The sequence below is a fragment of the Pseudonocardia alaniniphila genome (assembly GCF_022524485.1).
Taxonomy (GTDB): domain Bacteria; phylum Actinomycetota; class Actinomycetes; order Mycobacteriales; family Pseudonocardiaceae; genus Pseudonocardia; species Pseudonocardia alaniniphila.
Genome location: NZ_JAKXMK010000046.1, coordinates 44,401 through 59,099, shown reverse-complemented (window position 1 = coordinate 59,099; position 14,699 = coordinate 44,401). Strand labels below are relative to the sequence as shown.

General features: G+C 69.3%; 15 protein-coding genes and 1 tRNA gene. 5 read left to right on the top strand and 11 right to left on the bottom strand.

What is annotated here, in order from left to right; all coding sequences use genetic code 11:
• Positions 1-2: 2 nt before the first annotated feature.
• Entirely contained in the window at positions 3-416 is a 414-nt protein-coding gene (locus MMF94_RS38530) for a GtrA family protein (RefSeq protein ID WP_241042420.1), read from the top strand.
• A 49-nt stretch (positions 417-465) separates the two neighbouring features.
• On the opposite strand, the gene MMF94_RS38525 is transcribed toward MMF94_RS38530, so the two are convergent.
• From MMF94_RS38525 to MMF94_RS38485, 9 genes are all read right to left on the bottom strand, one after another.
• Positions 466-1,770, bottom strand: a complete 1,305-nt coding sequence (locus MMF94_RS38525) for a UDP-glucose dehydrogenase family protein (protein ID WP_241042419.1) — start codon at positions 1,768-1,770, stop codon at positions 466-468.
• Positions 1,771-1,819: 49 nt separating this feature from the next.
• On the bottom strand, positions 1,820-2,866 hold the full coding sequence (locus MMF94_RS38520) for a right-handed parallel beta-helix repeat-containing protein (protein WP_241042418.1): 1,047 nt from the start codon (positions 2,864-2,866) through the stop codon (positions 1,820-1,822).
• Entirely contained in the window at positions 2,863-4,788 is a 1,926-nt protein-coding gene (locus tag MMF94_RS38515) for a right-handed parallel beta-helix repeat-containing protein (RefSeq protein WP_241042417.1), read from the bottom strand. The genes MMF94_RS38520 and MMF94_RS38515 overlap by 4 nt, the downstream gene beginning before the upstream one ends.
• Entirely contained in the window at positions 4,775-6,013 is a 1,239-nt protein-coding gene (locus MMF94_RS38510) for a glycosyltransferase (protein WP_241042416.1), read from the bottom strand. The genes MMF94_RS38515 and MMF94_RS38510 overlap by 14 nt, the downstream gene beginning before the upstream one ends.
• 289 nt (positions 6,014-6,302) lie before the next feature.
• Positions 6,303-7,229 (bottom strand): galactofuranosyltransferase GlfT1, encoded by a 927-nt coding sequence (glfT1, locus tag MMF94_RS38505; RefSeq protein ID WP_277398923.1) that lies wholly within the window; start codon positions 7,227-7,229, stop codon positions 6,303-6,305.
• A complete protein-coding gene (gene wzt, locus MMF94_RS38500) occupies positions 7,226-7,993 on the bottom strand; it encodes a galactan export ABC transporter ATP-binding subunit Wzt/RfbE (RefSeq protein WP_241042415.1) in 768 nt (255 codons plus the stop codon). The genes glfT1 and wzt overlap by 4 nt, the downstream gene beginning before the upstream one ends.
• Positions 7,994-8,000: 7 nt before the next feature.
• Complete coding sequence (gene wzm / locus MMF94_RS38495; RefSeq protein WP_241042440.1) at positions 8,001-8,825, bottom strand: galactan export ABC transporter permease subunit Wzm/RfbD; 825 nt, start codon at positions 8,823-8,825, stop codon at positions 8,001-8,003.
• Between the two features lie 187 nt (positions 8,826-9,012).
• A complete protein-coding gene (locus tag MMF94_RS38490; RefSeq protein WP_379660341.1) occupies positions 9,013-9,576 on the bottom strand; it encodes a bacterial proteasome activator family protein in 564 nt (187 codons plus the stop codon).
• Positions 9,577-9,686: 110 nt separating this feature from the next.
• Positions 9,687-10,682, bottom strand: a complete 996-nt coding sequence (locus tag MMF94_RS38485) for an NAD(P)H-quinone oxidoreductase (RefSeq protein WP_241042414.1) — start codon at positions 10,680-10,682, stop codon at positions 9,687-9,689.
• Between the two features lie 54 nt (positions 10,683-10,736).
• Between MMF94_RS38485 and MMF94_RS38480 the strand changes: the two genes are divergently transcribed.
• Positions 10,737-11,372, top strand: coding sequence for a GNAT family N-acetyltransferase (locus MMF94_RS38480; RefSeq protein WP_241042413.1), 636 nt, complete (start codon positions 10,737-10,739; stop codon positions 11,370-11,372).
• Here the strand turns inward: MMF94_RS38480 and MMF94_RS38475 are convergent.
• A complete protein-coding gene (locus MMF94_RS38475; RefSeq protein ID WP_241042412.1) occupies positions 11,366-11,911 on the bottom strand; it encodes a cupin domain-containing protein in 546 nt (181 codons plus the stop codon). The two genes, MMF94_RS38480 and MMF94_RS38475, sit on opposite strands and share 7 nt — an antisense overlap.
• A gap of 168 nt (positions 11,912-12,079) precedes the next feature.
• Complete coding sequence (gene ypfJ / locus MMF94_RS38470) at positions 12,080-13,021, bottom strand: KPN_02809 family neutral zinc metallopeptidase (RefSeq protein ID WP_241042411.1); 942 nt, start codon at positions 13,019-13,021, stop codon at positions 12,080-12,082.
• A gap of 154 nt (positions 13,022-13,175) precedes the next feature.
• On the opposite strand from ypfJ, the gene MMF94_RS38465 reads away from it, so the two are divergent.
• The 3 genes from MMF94_RS38465 (at position 13,176) to MMF94_RS38455 (ending at position 14,694) form a co-directional block, all read left to right on the top strand.
• Positions 13,176-13,263 (top strand) — tRNA-Ser (locus MMF94_RS38465).
• A 121-nt stretch (positions 13,264-13,384) separates the two neighbouring features.
• Complete coding sequence (locus MMF94_RS38460) at positions 13,385-13,765, top strand: VOC family protein (protein ID WP_241042410.1); 381 nt, start codon at positions 13,385-13,387, stop codon at positions 13,763-13,765.
• Between the two features lie 281 nt (positions 13,766-14,046).
• Entirely contained in the window at positions 14,047-14,694 is a 648-nt protein-coding gene (locus MMF94_RS38455; RefSeq protein ID WP_241042409.1) for a cysteine hydrolase family protein, read from the top strand.
• Positions 14,695-14,699: the final 5 nt, after the last annotated feature.

The following is a 14,699-nucleotide window of genomic DNA, read 5'->3' as shown; positions in this document are numbered from 1 at the left end:
TTGTGACCGCGACCCGCCCAGCACCGGCCGAGCTCGGCCTGGTTGCGCAGCTGAGCCGGTTCGTCGCCATCGGCGTGCTGTCCGCGCTGGTCGACTTCGGCAGCTACCAGGGGCTCCTCGCGCTCGGCACCTACGTGCACGTCGCCAAGGCCATCAGCTTCATCCTCGGCACCACCACCGCGTACCTGCTCAACCGGCGCTTCACCTTCACGGTCGACGGCGCGGGCCGCGCCAGGTTCGCGGGCTTCGTTCTGCTCTACGGCACCACATTCGCCCTGAACATCGGGATGAACGCGCTCATGCTCGCCGTGCTGCCTGCCATCCCGCTGCGGGTGAGCATCGCCTGGGTGATAGCCCAGGGCACCGCCACGGCCATCAACTTCGTGATGCTCCGCACGGTCGTCTTCCGACACTAGGACCGCGGTTTCCGGTCCGGCGGCCGATGGCCGCCGAACCGGTGGTGCGTCAGCTGCGGCCGAGCCCGATCCACGCGAAACCGGCCCGGCGGAGCACGTCGGGGTCCAGCAGGTTGCGGGTGTCGATCACCATGGGAGACCCGATCACGCCGCCCAGCGCGTTCCAGTCGAGCGAGCGGAACTGCGGCCACTCGGTGAGAACCACCAGCGCCGCAGCGTCCTTCGAGGCGTCCAGCGGGTCGTCGACGACGGTGATCCCGCTGGTCACGCCCGGCACGTCATGCGGGCAGGCCGGGTCGTAACCGGAGAGCTCGGCCCCCTCGTCGCGCAGCAGCTTCGCGACGGCGAGCGACGGTGAGTCGCGAAGGTCGTCGGTGCCTGCCTTGAAGGTGAGGCCGAGCAGCCCGATCCGCTTCCCGGCGAGCTGGCCTCCCACCGCGGCGCGGACCTTGTCGACCACGCGCCTCTGGGTGGTCTCGTTGGTCCGCAGGCTCGCCCCGACCAGCTCGAAGTCCATCCCGGCGGCCGCGGCGATCTGCAGCAGGGCGTGGGTGTCCTTCGGGAAGCAGGAACCTCCCCAGCCCGGCCCGGGTGAGAGGAAGGTCTGCCCGATGCGCCGGTCGTAGCCCATGCCCTCGGTGACCTCGATGACGTCGGCACCAAGACGCTCGCACAGGTCGGCGAGCGCGTTGACGTAGGACAGCTTCATCGCCAGGAAGCAGTTCGCGGCGTACTTCACCATCTCGGCGCTGGCCGCGTCGGTGAGCTGGGTGGGGGCTCCGAGCTTGGAGTACAGGGCGGCCACGCGCTCCGCGGCGTCCTGGGCGTCGCTGCCGACCACGATCCGGTCGGGGTGGAGGAAGTCGTGCACCGCGCTGCCCTCCCGGAGGAACTCCGGGTTGCTCACGACGGACACGTCACGGCGGCCCAGCATCTTCCGGGTGGCCTCGGCGGTGCCGACCGGCACCGTCGACTTGTTGACCACCACGCAGCCCTTCGGCAGCAGGTGGCGCACCTCGTTGGCCACCGCCTCCACGGCACGGAGGTCGGCGGCGCCGCCCTCGCCCATCGGAGTCGGGACGCAGAGGAACACCACCTCGACCGGGGGCTCGTCGGGGCGCACGATCGCGTTGCGGGCGCCGAGGACGAACTGGAGGCGGCCGGCGGCGACCCCCTCGGAGACGAGCTCGGGCAGCCCGGGCTCGAGGATGTCGATCTCGCCCTCTCTGAGGCGGTCGATCTTGTCGGGGTCGATGTCGGCGCACACCACGTGGTGGCCCAGCGAGGCCAGACAAGCGCCGGTGGTCAGTCCTACGTAGCCGGTGCCGATGACGGCGATCCGTCGAGCGAACACATCGGCTCCTCTCGATTCGATTCGGATGGTCTGGAGAGGTCGTGGCGGCTCAGCCGCAGTCCTCGGGGCTCAGCCCCTGGCCGGCGTCGACGCTGCGGTTGTCGCAGCCGACGCGGTTCCGTTCCTTGTTCTTGGTGACGTTGATCGCGTAGCCACCGGCGTTGACCGTGGCGCTGTTGTTCTCGAAGGTGTTGTCCAGGCCCCAGCCGTCGAGAATCTCGTGCACCTGGAACCCGTCCTCCGGGCTGTCGGTGCCGACGTTGCCGGTGATCTGCCAGCCGTTCCCCTTGACGTCCACCCAGGAGTCGGCGTCGGTCATCCCGATGCCCGAGAACGTGTTGCCGCGCAGCGTGCCGCCGGTGGTGCCTTCCTTGATGTCCACCGACTCCGCCGTGGTCTCGGAGATGGTGTTCCCCTCGATCATGTTGCGATCGCTGCGGTCCGGTTCACAGTTGGTCTGGTCGCACCAGTTGCTTTCGGCGCTGCCGATGTAGATGCCCTCGCCGTACTTGCCGTTGCGCAGCCCGGTGCGTCGCACGGTGTTGTCGCGCACCACGTTGTCGGTGCTGTTCTGCCTCAGGTGGATGGCCTCGTCGCCGATGCCCTCCACGAGAAGACCCTCGATGAGGTTGCCCTGCGCACGGTCGGCCATGACGCCCTTCTGGCCGCCTCGGACGGTGAACCCGCTCAGCTGCCAGTACGCCGCCCCGTCGAGATGGAACGTGTAGTCCCCGTCGATGGCTCCGCCGTCGAGGATCGCCTCGCGCGAACCGCAGAGGGCGATCGGCTTGTCGGGGGTGCCTTGGGCACTGGCCACGAACGTGCCGGGGTAGGTGCCGGGAGCCATGGCGATCACCGAGCCCGGGTGGGCCCCTGCGAGTGCTTCGACGAGCTCGTCGGAGGTGCGGACCTCGGTGGTGGGCTTCTGGGTACAGGCGGATCCGGCCGTGGGCGCCGGAGCGGGAGCCGGGGGCGGCGAGGGTGGTGCCGGGCCGGGGCCGGCGCCGCACGCCGCGACCCCTGCCAGCACCACCGCGGCGGCCAGCCCGCCGGCCAGCCTCGCCAGCCGCCGTCCGGGGTGGTTCGCCGGCGTCACTTGCGAGCCCCCTTCCCGGAGACGACCGTGACGCGGGTGACCGGCAGCGCCACGGTGGCGGACGCCTCCTCCGACCCCGGGCGGGGCGGCACGGGGGGCCGCGGGCCGGGGCGTGGCATCGGCCGTGGTGCGACCGGGGCGGGCCGGCCGACCGAGGTGATCACGTTGCTGTTGCCCGGGACCGGAGGGCCCGGCGGCACGTTGACGTAGGGGTGCACGTGGTCGTCCCGCAGCCGTCGACGGCGCTTGTGCCACACCCGGGCGGCGATCGGCAGCACGAGGATGAGCAGCCACAACAGCAGCAGCGGGTGGTCGGCGGCGTAGTCGCGCCAGTAGCGCAGCTCGTCCCGGTCGACCGTCCACCGCGACTCGTCGTTGGCGGTGATGCCGACGGTGGCCGTGATGCCGACACGGTTGATGTCGAGCGCCGCCAGCCCGCGGCCACCGAGCTTGTTGGTGGTGACCGACGACCCGGTGACGTCACCGACCAGCGAGACGGCGTACCTGGACGCGGCGCGCACCTCGTTCTGCTCCACGGCCGCCGATGCGTCGGTGACCTGCACCGCGATGACCGCGGAGCCGACCCGGTTGGCAGTGACCTGCGCGTTTCGGATGCCACCGCGCACCGCGATGCCGAACTCCGCGGCGTCCACGGTGTTGCCCGTGATCGCAGGCCGCTCTGTGACGCCCCGCACCACGATCCCGTCGCGGTTGCCCGAGACGGTGTTGTCGCGAACGTTGAGCCCGCCCGCCTCGACGGCGAGGATCCCCACCTCGGCGTTGCCCGTGGCGGTCGAGCGTTCGATCGTGTAGCCGGCGCCCTGCGCTGTGCTCGCCCCGCCTGCGGTGGCTTCGGCTGCCAGCGGGGAGCCGTCGATCCGGAACCCGTTGCCCTTGTTGTCCGCCGCTGTCACCTCGGTGAGGGTGATGCGCTCGGCCCCGCGGGTGGCGGTCACGCCGTCGCGTCCGTTGCCGGTGCTCGTGACGTCGGTGGCGACGACGCCAGCCGTCTCCCGGTGCAGCAGCAGCCCGTCGAGCTCGTTGTCGCGCAGCGTCGCGTCGTTGAGGACGACGTCGTTGACCCGGCTGGTGAAGATCCCGTAGTGGCCGCGTTCGACGCGCACGTGATTGGCCGAACCGGTGGCCGGGGCGCCCGCGCTACCGGTCCAGGCAACGCCGCCGGTGCGGCCGCTCCAGAACCCCAGGTCGGCCGCGTTGACCTCGGTGAGATCCATCCGGGCCCCGACCGCGCGCAGGTAGGCCCGGCCGTCGTTGCGCTCGGTGTCGGCCGCGTTCGCCGCGGGGTCCCAGCTCGTGACGGTGAGCGGTGCGTCCGGGCCGCCGGAGAGCGTCAAGGTCCCCTTGAACGCGACCAGCGCGGCGAACCCGTCCGGGCCGCTGGCCAAACGGAGCGTCGCACCAGGCTCCTGGACCCGCAGCTCCGCGCCGCGTCCGACCACCACGGAGCGGTTCAGCAGCCACGATCCGTCGGGAAGCCGGGCCGCTGCACCGAGGCGCTCCAACGACGGCATGTCGTAGGGCTGAGGGCGGGGAGTGAGGACCATGGTCGACATGGTCTGACCGGCGGCGGCCGGCACCTCGTAGGGGACATCGGACGGCGGCCGGTCGCTGACGATCGCGAAGAGCCGGTCGTCCTCGGCCTCCACGAGGGTGGCCTGGTGGTGCTGAGCCTCGGTGGTGGGCGCGCTGGTGTCCTCGGCGTCGGTGGGCGCCTCGACGACTCCGGCCTCCTCGGCGTCGTCGAGCATGCTGCCGGTGTCGGACAGGTCGGGGCCGAGCACCCGCTCCACCATCCCCGTCTGGACGGCTGCCACGGCGATGCCACCGACGACGGCGAGTGCTGCGAGCCGCACGAGCCACTTGCGGCCGGTGCGTGGACCGGCTGGATCAGGCTGCGCCACGGCTGTCCTCCGTCAGGCTGGCCTCGTCCTGCCCCTCGCCGCCGACGAGGTCGGCGCGGCGGGTGAGCCATCCCTGCTTGTTCATGGTCAGGAACGCCCAGGTCTTGATGGGCAGGGCGACGAACATGATCACGAGGGTCACCAGCGGCAGGATGACGATGTCGGACGGGGTGCGGCGCAGGTGGGAGAAGCTGCGGATGGCGCGCCCGAGGAACAGCCAGGCGAGCCCGAGGATCACGGCGAGCTCACGCTGGGGGCTGAACCAGGCGGCGACGAGGTAGTACACCGTCGCGAACATGGTGACCGGCGTGAAGAGGATCTGGAACACGGTGAGCTGGGAGATCACCGGGACTCGCCAGAGCCAGCCCTTGTAGAGAGCGGTGAGGTAGCAGCGGTAGGAGTTGCGGCTCCAGCGGACGCGCTGTTTGCAGAACGCCTTGAACGTCGAGGGGAACATCGACAGCGCCCGCGCGGAGTCCTGGTGCTCGGTGCGGTAGCCCTGAGCGAGCACCAGCCAGGTCAGCCGGCCGTCGTCGCCCGCGACGCAACGCCTGCCGAGGAAGTATTCGTGCTCGAGGTTCGCGAGCACCGGCATCACTGCCGAGCGGCGGTAGGCCGCGGTGCGTCCGGAGACGCAGACGACGCCGCCGCGGCGGGCCGTGGCGGGCACGTAGTCCATGTATCGCAGGTCGATGATCCAGTCGGCAACGCGGCGCCAGACGCTGCTGCGCGGCTCGTGGACGTTCTGCCGGGTGCCGACGGCGCCGACCTTGGGGTTGGCGAAGGGCATCTGCACGGCGGCGAGCAGACCGGGTTCCCATGCGGTGTCGGAGTCGGTGAGGACGAGGACCTCGTGGCGGGCGGCGCGGATGCCGACACCGAGCGCGGAGCGCTTGCCTTCGTGGGCGAACATCATGACGTGGATGCGCCGGTCGTGGCGCGCCATGAGCCGATCGCGGGCTTCGAGGTCCTCCACGTCGAGAACGATGATCACCTCGGTGGGTCCCTGAGCGAGCCAGGTGTCGAGGCAGCGCATCAGGACGTCGGGGTCCTCACGGAACGACGGGACGACCACCGAGGTGGTGGTCCGGAAGTCGTTGACGAGGGGGCGGTATCCGGCTGACATGACTTTGCGGATCAGCCATACCGACCACGAGATCCCGCCGATGATGCCGACCGGCAGGAAGAGCTGCCAGTGCTCCAGAAAGCGGAGCCAATCCCACATCGTTTTCCCCCGATTCTGACCACTATCGAGGGACGAAATTAGCAGCGGGGTACAGACAGCGATCACCTGGAGTGGTGGTTAGAGGTGTTAACGAGGGTTTAACCTTGATCGGTCGAGTTGGAGCATATCCGCAGGTCGGAGGCTTGCGTTGAGGATACTAGACGTATTTCGTTGACATTCAACCGGCCACACGACTAACGGCAGAAAAAGATACGATAAATTTGTCGTGATCCTCATCACACACGATCGTGTAGTGCCTTGTGGCGAGCTGTGACGGACCCGCTGAGGGTCAGGCGCGGTGGAAACGCTCCGCACGTCCCTGGCGCACCAGGCGCACCCACTGCACGAACTGGCGCGGGCTGCGCTTGGTGACCAGGAAGTACCAGGCGAACCGCGGCACCTCCAGCAGCCCGACCTTGCGCATCCCCGGCTGGGACACCAGGTACCCACGGTTGCGGTAGGTGTAGTAGCGCTTCACAGGATCGTCGGGGTCGCGGGCGTGCAGCCGTCCGCCGAGCATCGGCTTGTCGTCCTCGGAGCCTGCCGGGTGCAGGTAGGCGGCGCGGAGCGACGTGCCGAACGGCAGGCAGGAACGCACCAGCCTGCGGTGCATCTCCACCTCGTCGCCCCGGACGAACAGCCGTAGGTCGGGAACCCCGATGACATCGAGGGTGCGAGCCCGGAACAGCGCCCCGTTGAACAGCGCGGCGACGCCGGGGAGCAGCTCGTCGTCGGCTCCGTGCCCGGAGTCGGCCGCGAGGGCGGCACGCGAGCGGTGCCAGGTGAGGCCGCGGCGCACCGCGAACGCGAGACGGTCGGGATGGTCCATGTCGGCCACGGTGGGCGACACCGCGGCCAGGCCGCGGCGCTCCGCGAGGTCGACGAGGGTGGCCAGCACGGTCTCGTTGGCCGCCCGGCCGTCGTCGTCGCCCAGCCAGATCCACTCCGCGCCCATCGCGAGCGCATGGAGCATGCCGAGGGCGAAGCCGCCGGCACCCCCGAGGTTGTTCCAGGACGGCAGCCAGGTGGCCGGCAGACCACAGGCCTCGACGATCTCACGGGCAGGCTTGTCGGGCCCGTTGTCCACGACGATCAGGTGAGCGATCGGGTGGGTCTGTTTCGCGAGCGCTGCGAGCGAGTCGACCAGCATGTCGGTGCGGTGGCGGGTGACCACCACCGCGACGACCGAGCCGGCCGCGAGCGGCTCGTTGTTCACCGGCTCGCTTCGATCTCGGCCAGCACGTCACGGCCCTTGTAGTTGCGCAGCACCTCGCGGAGAGGGCCGTGCTCGCGGATCGTGCCCTGGTCCATCCAGATGGCCGTGTCGCACAGGTCGGCGAGGAACTCGTCGGAGTGCGAGGCGAACACCAGGATCCCGGAACGTTCCACCAGCTCGTTGAGCCGGTCGCGTGCCTTGGCGAGGAACTCCGCGTCGACCGCGCCGATGCCCTCGTCGAGCAGCAGGATCTCGGGATCGATGCTCGTGACGACGCCGAGCGCGAGCCGCACGCGCATACCCGTGGAGTAGGTGCGCAGCGGCATCTTGAGGTAGTCGCCGAGCTCGGTGAAGGCTGCGATGTCGTCGACCCGCGACTCCATCTGCTTGCGCGTCATGCCGAGGAACAGGCCGCGGATGAGGATGTTCTCCAGCCCGGAGATCTCAGGGTCCATCCCGACGGCCAGGTCGAAGACGGGCGCCACCTTGCCGATCACGGAGGAGCGCCCGCGGGTGGGTTCGTAGATGCCCGACATGAGCCGCAGCAGCGTGGACTTCCCTGCCCCGTTGTGCCCGACGAGCGCGACGCGGTCGCCCTTGCGCAGGGACACCGTGATGTCGCGCAGCGCCTCGATGATGGGCACCTTCGAGTCGGTGCCGATCCGGCCGCCTGCGCGGCCGAGTACGGCCTTCTTCAACGAGCGCGTCTTCGCGTCGAAGATCGGGAAGTCGACGGCGGCGCCGTCGAGATCGATGCTGACCATGCCGTCCTCAGACCCAGTACGCGACGCGGGAGCGGTAGTTACGGAGACAGACGAGCGCCGCGATGCAGCCCGCCACAGTGATGACGCCGACCACGGCCCAGTGGTGCCACACGATCGGCTCGCCCAGCAGCGGCTCGCGGAGGATCTCGACGTAGTGCAGGACGGGGTTCAGCTCGGCGATCCTGGCGCGCTCGGCGACCGCCGGGTTCTCGAGCAGCGTGTTGTACTGCCACACGATCGGCGTCACGAAGAAGAGCAGGTTCGCGAGGCTGGCGATGATCGGCGGGATGTCCCGGAACCGCGTGGCGATGATGCCCGTGACCACGGAGATCCATGCGCCGTTGACGATGAGCAGCGCGAAGGCGGGAATCGCCAGCAGGAGCGTCCAGCCCAGTGGCGGCCGGAAGATCGCGACGAGGATGCCCCACACCACGAGGTTGTGCAGGAAGAACAGCGTCTGGCGCCAGACGAGCCGATAGACGTGGAGACTCAGCGGCGCCGGCAGGAACCGGATCAGCCCCTCGTTGGCGATGAAGACCTCGCTGCCCTCGAGGATGCAGCCGTTGATGAAGTACCAGATCAGCAGGCCGGTGGCGACGTAGGGCAGGAAGGTGCGGATGTCCTCGCCGAAGAGCGCGCCGTAGAGGATGCCCATCGCCGTGGCGACAACGGCCATGGTGATGCTGATCCAGAGCGGCCCGAGCACCGAGCGGCGGTATCGCTGCTTGATGTCCTGCCAGCCCAGGTACCCCCACAGCGGACGCTGCCGCCATCCCTGCCCGAGGTCGTCGAAAGCCCGGCGCCAGCTGCGGGACGCAGGCGCGTCGGGCATGACCGTCGGCAGGGACGGTGCATCCTCGGCCCGGTCGTCACCGGTGGTCATCGTCTGAGCCACCGGACGAGGGTACCGACGAGTTGTGGGTGGCTCGTGCGGGCCTGCCCCGATTGCAGCAACGCGAGGTCGTCGCCGGTTTGAGGCATGATCGCGCCTCTCCGGTGACCGGTTGTGGTCGTCCGGCCTACAGGTACTGGCCCGTCCCCCGTCCGAGGTGCCCCTCTGGGCCCTGCTGCTGCGGAGAGGCACCGGGCGGTAGCCCTCTGCGCATCTGCTCCAACTGCTGGCGGGCAGCCATCTGCTGGGCGAACAACGCCGTCTGGATGCCGTGGAACAGCCCCTCGAGCCAGCCGACGAGCTGTGCCTGTGCAATCCGCAGCTCGGCGTCGGACGGGGTGCTGTCGTTGGTGAAAGGCAGGCTGAGGCGGTGCAGCTCCTCGCGCAGCTCCGGCGCGAGGCCGTCCTCCAGCTCCTTGATCGAGTTCTCGTGGATCTCGCGGAGCCGGTTGCGGGAGGCCTCGTCGAGCGGCGCCGCTCGCACTTCCTCGAGCAACTGCTTGATCATCGTGCCGATCCGCATGACCTTGCCGGGCTGCTCGACCATGGTTTCCATACCGCCCTGCTGGTCGCCACCGTCCTCGCCCGACCGCGGTAGCGTCGCCATGCCCACGGGACGGCCGTCCGGCCCGATGACCACGACCTGCTGCTCGCCGCTGTCGTTCGCGTTCTGTTCCGATGGCTGGCTCATTGGTCCCCGTGTTCCCCGGCGAGCAGATGCCATGCCCGCCGCATCACTGTCAACGTCCTGTTTTCCCGATACCGTATCCGCACTGCGACGGGCAGGCGCGTGCTCGACCGTCAGTCGTTGCCCGGCGTCACCAGCAGCAACTTCCCGACCACACCTCCGGCCTCCAGCTGCGCGTGAGCCTTCCCGGCGTCGGGCATGGGGACGCTGCCGTGCGTGATCGGCCGTACCTTCCCCTGCTCGATCATGGGCCACACCTGCTCCCGCACACCCGCGACGACCGCGCCCTTGCCGTTGGGGCCGTCCACCGGGCGGCCGCGCAGCCCCATCGCCGTGACGCTGGCCCGCTTGACCAGCAGCTTGCTGAGGTTGAGCTCGCCCTTCGCGCCGCCCTGCAGGCCGATGATCAGCAGCCGCCCGTCGGGGGCGAGGGCGTCGATGTTGGCGGCCAGGCCCTTGGCGCCCATGTTGTCGAGGATGACGTCGGCGCCGTAGCCGTCGGTGGCCTTCTTCAGCTCGGCGGGGATGTCGTCGTGGTAGTCGATGACGATGTCGGCACCGAGCTCACGGCAGCGCTCCAGCCGGTCGGGCGCCCCCGCCGTGGCCGCGACCCGAGCACCGAGCGCCTTCGCCACCTGGATCGCGTGCGTCCCGATCCCGCTGCTGCCGCCCTGCACGAGGAACGTCTCGCCTGCGCTGAGCCGGCCCGCACCCACGATGTTCGACCAGACCGTGCACGCCACCTCGGGGAGGCCCGCAGCGGTCACGATGTCGACACCGGAGGGCACCGGCAGGAGCTGAGCCGCCGGCACCGCCACCTTCTCCGCGTAGCCGCCGCCGGCGAGCAGCGCGCACACCTCGTCGCCGACCTGCCATCCCTCGACGCCGTCGCCGATCTGTGCGATCCGCCCCGAGCACTCCAGCCCGATGATGTCCGACGCACCGGGGGGCGGCGGGTAGTGACCCTGACGCTGCAGCAGGTCGGCGCGGTTGACCGCGCTGGCCACGACGTCGATGACGACCTCCCCGGGCCCCGCTACTGGGTCGGGGACCTCGGTCCACTGGAGGACATCCGGACCGCCCGGGGCACTGACCGTGATCGCATGCATGGCTTCGAAACTATTCGGTCGAGTTCACCCGTGCAGATCCGGCAGGGTGCCGCCATGACGCCGGAGCCCTGGCCGCTGCGCCACCTGACCTTGCGGACTCCGCGGCTGGTGCTGCGCCCCGACGACGACGAGGGCCTGCTCGAGCTCGTCGCGGAGGCGGGACGCGGGGTGCACCCGCCCGAGGAGATGCCGTTCCTCGTCCCGTGGACGGACGACATCGGCCACCAGACGTTGCAGTACTACTGGTCCGAGCGGGCGCAGCTGACTCCGGAGAGATGGACGGTCAACTTCCTCGTCCGCCTCGACGGGCGCGTGGTCGGCATGCAAGGGCTGAAAGGCGTGAACTTCGGAATCCTGCGCGAGGTGGTCACCGGCTCCTGGGTCGGCCTGCGCCACCAGCGCGGCGGTATCGGCACCGAGATGCGCGCCGCCGTGCTCGCGTTCGCCTTCGACCACCTCGGCGCCGTGCGCGCCCGGTCGTCGGCGTTCCGGGAGAACACGGCGTCGATGCGCGTGTCGGAGCGACTCGGCTATCAGCCTGATGGCACGGAGTCGCACGTGCGCCGCGGGCGGGCCACGGAGGACGTGCGACTGCTCGTGACCCCCGAGTGGTTCGTGCGGCCGCCCTGGACCCTGCAGGTCGAGGGCGTCGACGCGTGCCGCCCGCTCCTCGGCGTCCCCGCTCAGTAGGGCAGGTCGGCGTCCTTCCAGCCGTCGTTCCGCTCGGCGTTCTCGAGGATCTTCTGCCAGCGGGCGGGGCTGCGCTCGGTCTCGTGGAAGTCCGTGGTGGTGGCGTGCCGGAACTCGAGCACCTCGGCGCCCTCGGCTCCCGCCGTGTAGCCGTACGCCTTGCCGGCGGGGACGAAGAAGCCGCCGCCCGGCTCGATCACGCGCTTGCCGAGGATGGCCCGGCCCTGGAGCACGTAGTAGAGGCAGTCGCTGTCGTGCGTGTGCGCCGGGAGGATGTAGTTCGGCGCCAGGTAGACGCGCACGATGCTGAACCCCTCGGACCCCGCGTGGCAGAACGGGACCAGCGACCGCAGGCCGTTGAACATGGACGTCGCAGCGAACTCCTCGCCGGGGCCTGGTGTGAAGGTGACCTCGGTGAGCATGTCGCGAAGCGAATGCACCGCCTCACCGGTGAAGATCGAGAACTCGTCGGAGGCCGGGAGGCCGGACGTCGAGCCCGGGTCCTGGAGCTCCTGGGCACGGTCCGTCGTCGAGGTCATGGGTGGTCCTCTCGTCCGCTGCGCCGTCGCAGGTCCGCTCGAACGCTACGGATCAGCGGACCGGCGCAGCCACGTCAGTTCTGCTGGACGGAAGCCGACCCTCGCGAGATCCGGCTTTCCGCCCTCGGCGGGGCGATCAGGCGGATCTCGAACCGATCAGGGCGGAATTCAGCCGAGGTTGACGCCCCGGGCGAACGTGTCGCAACGGGTCGGGTCGCCGGTCTGGTAGCCGGTTGCGTACCAGCGCTCGCGCTGGGCGGAGGTGCCGTGGGTGAACTGGCTCCGGTCCACGCGCCCGCCCCCGAGCTGGCTCTGGATGTAGTCGTCGCCGATCCGCCCGGCGGTGTCGAGCGCGGCGGAGACGTCCTCCTGCGTGACGTCGGTGATGAGCGGGCGACCGGTTGCCGTCGGCACCGACGTCGCGTGGTTGGCCCACACGCCGGCGTAGCAGTCGGCCTGCAGCTCCAGGCGCACCGAGCCCGAGGTCGGACCCGCGTCCCCGGCCCGCACACGCTGGTTCGTCCCCAGGAGGGCTTGGACGTGGTGGCCGTACTCGTGGGCGATCACGTACGCCCGCGCGAACGGGCCGCCCTCGGCGCCGAAGCGCGTCTCCAGCTCGCGGAAGAACGTGAGATCGATGTAGATCTCGTTGTCGGTGGGGCAGTAGAACGGGCCGACGTCGGAGGTGGCGCCACCGCACCCGGTTCTGACCGAACCACTGAAGAAGTTGGTGCGCGGAGGCTGGAAGCTGATGTTGGACCGGGCGAACGTGTCGCTCCAGAAGCCGTCGAGCGAGTTGACGACGGCCACGACCTCGCAGTCCAGCTCCGTGTTGGCCTGGGCGCCCGACCGGCAGCTCGACGCTGCCTGGGACGTGTCGGCCGTCTGACCCTGCGGGAGGCTGCCCAGCCCCGACGGAAGCCCCAGCCCGCCTCCGCCCCCGCTACCACCCCCGCCGAAGGAGGACAGCAGGAAGTACAGGATCAGCCCGATGATGCCGAGGCCGCCGCCCCCGACCGCGACCCGACCTCCGACGCCCCCGCCACCACCGCCGCCCCGCAGGTCGTCGATGTTCGAGGTGTCGAGATCAGCGTTCTCGTCGAACCGCATCGCAGCCTCCCGTGCTCGGGCGCCGATCCCATCACACCTGATGGGCGGTGCGCCTGCTCGGTCCGGCGCCTGTCACCCTCCGTTCACGATCCAGGCCGTTGCGCGACTCGGGTGGAGCTGCAATGCGGTGCCGGCAGCGGGCTACGCTCTCTCCGGAAGCGTGGCAGAGCGGCCGAATGCACTCGCCTTGAAAGCGAGAGACCCGCAAGGGTCCGGGGGTTCAAATCCCTCCGCTTCCGCCAGGTCACGGGGTTACCCCGGCGATCCCCCCGCACCACGTGTGCCGGCAGCGGCGATACAGCGTGCATGACGGCATTGGGAGCTTCCCCCGGGCAGTTCCCATGCCGGGAGTAGGTTTCGGCCGTGGCGTGTCGTATCGGTGAGCTCGTGCTCGGTTGCCGCGACCCCGAGGTGCTGGCGCGGTTCTGGTGCGAGGTCCTGGACTTCGTCGTGCTCGATCGCGAGGACGACGGCTCGGTGGAGATCGGGCCGCGCGAAGGGTTCGGCGGTCCGCAGCCGACGATCTTCCTCAGTCGCAGGGATGAGCCGGAGCAGGGAAAATCCCGGCTGCACATCGACGTCAATCCCACCGACCGCGATCAGGACGCCGAGCTCGAACGCCTTCTGGGGCTCGGTGCTCGCCCGGCCGACATCGGTCAGACGGGCGAGGAGCAATGGCATGTCCTGACCGACCCCGAAGGCAATGAGTTCTGTTTGCTCAAGGCTCGCCTCGACCCACTCTGACGCTCCCCGGTCACGCCCGGCACCGGGCCCGGTGGCACGGGCGTGTCGTGCTGTTGACACCAAAACCCGAGTCAGGGTGCATTCGCAATCACCTGCCGCCGTGCTCGGCATCGATCGGATCCATTTATGATATTCGTCATCTTTCGACTGTGAACCTGTACTGGCAGATTCGACAACAGGCCATTTTTGCCGGCTGCCGCAGGGTTCGGCGTGCCGTCGGGCACCGCGATTTTTCCGCGTCCTCAAAGCGATATTGCAGTCCCACGAGATCGGGAGATGCCATGCCGTACGTGATCGACAGGATCGACCCGTCCCGCACCGCGATGATTGTTCTGGACATGCAGTACGATTTCGTCGACGAAGGTGCGTCCATGCAGGTCAAGCAGGCCTCGGCGATGGTCGGGAGGCTGTCCGACACCTTGGATTTCTGCCGCACCGCCGGTATCAAGGTCATCTACACGGCGCACGTCCACCGCAGTGACGGTTCGGACATGGGCCTGTACGACGATCTCATCCCGCAGATCGCCGAGCGCGCCGCATTGGTGGACGGAAGCTCGGGTGCCGAGATCTTCCCCGCACTGGCTCCGGCCGAGGGTGAGCATGTGATCAAGAAGCATCGCTACAGCGCGTTTTTCGCCACCGATCTCGACCTGATACTGCGCGAGTGGGGAATCGACACCGTCGTGATTTCCGGGACGACCACCGAGTGCTGCTGTCACGCGACGGCACGAGATGCGATGTTCCACAACTATCGTGTGGCATTTCTCGCTGACGTGACGGGAACGGTCGACTACCTCGAGGTCGGCCAGGGTGCGCTGTCGGCCGACGATATCCACCGCACGACGCTTGCGATACTTGCGCGCACCACGGCGCACGTGATGACGGCCGCCGATTTCCGAGCGCTGGTGGCCGGTGAACCTTCGGCGTGAGGGTG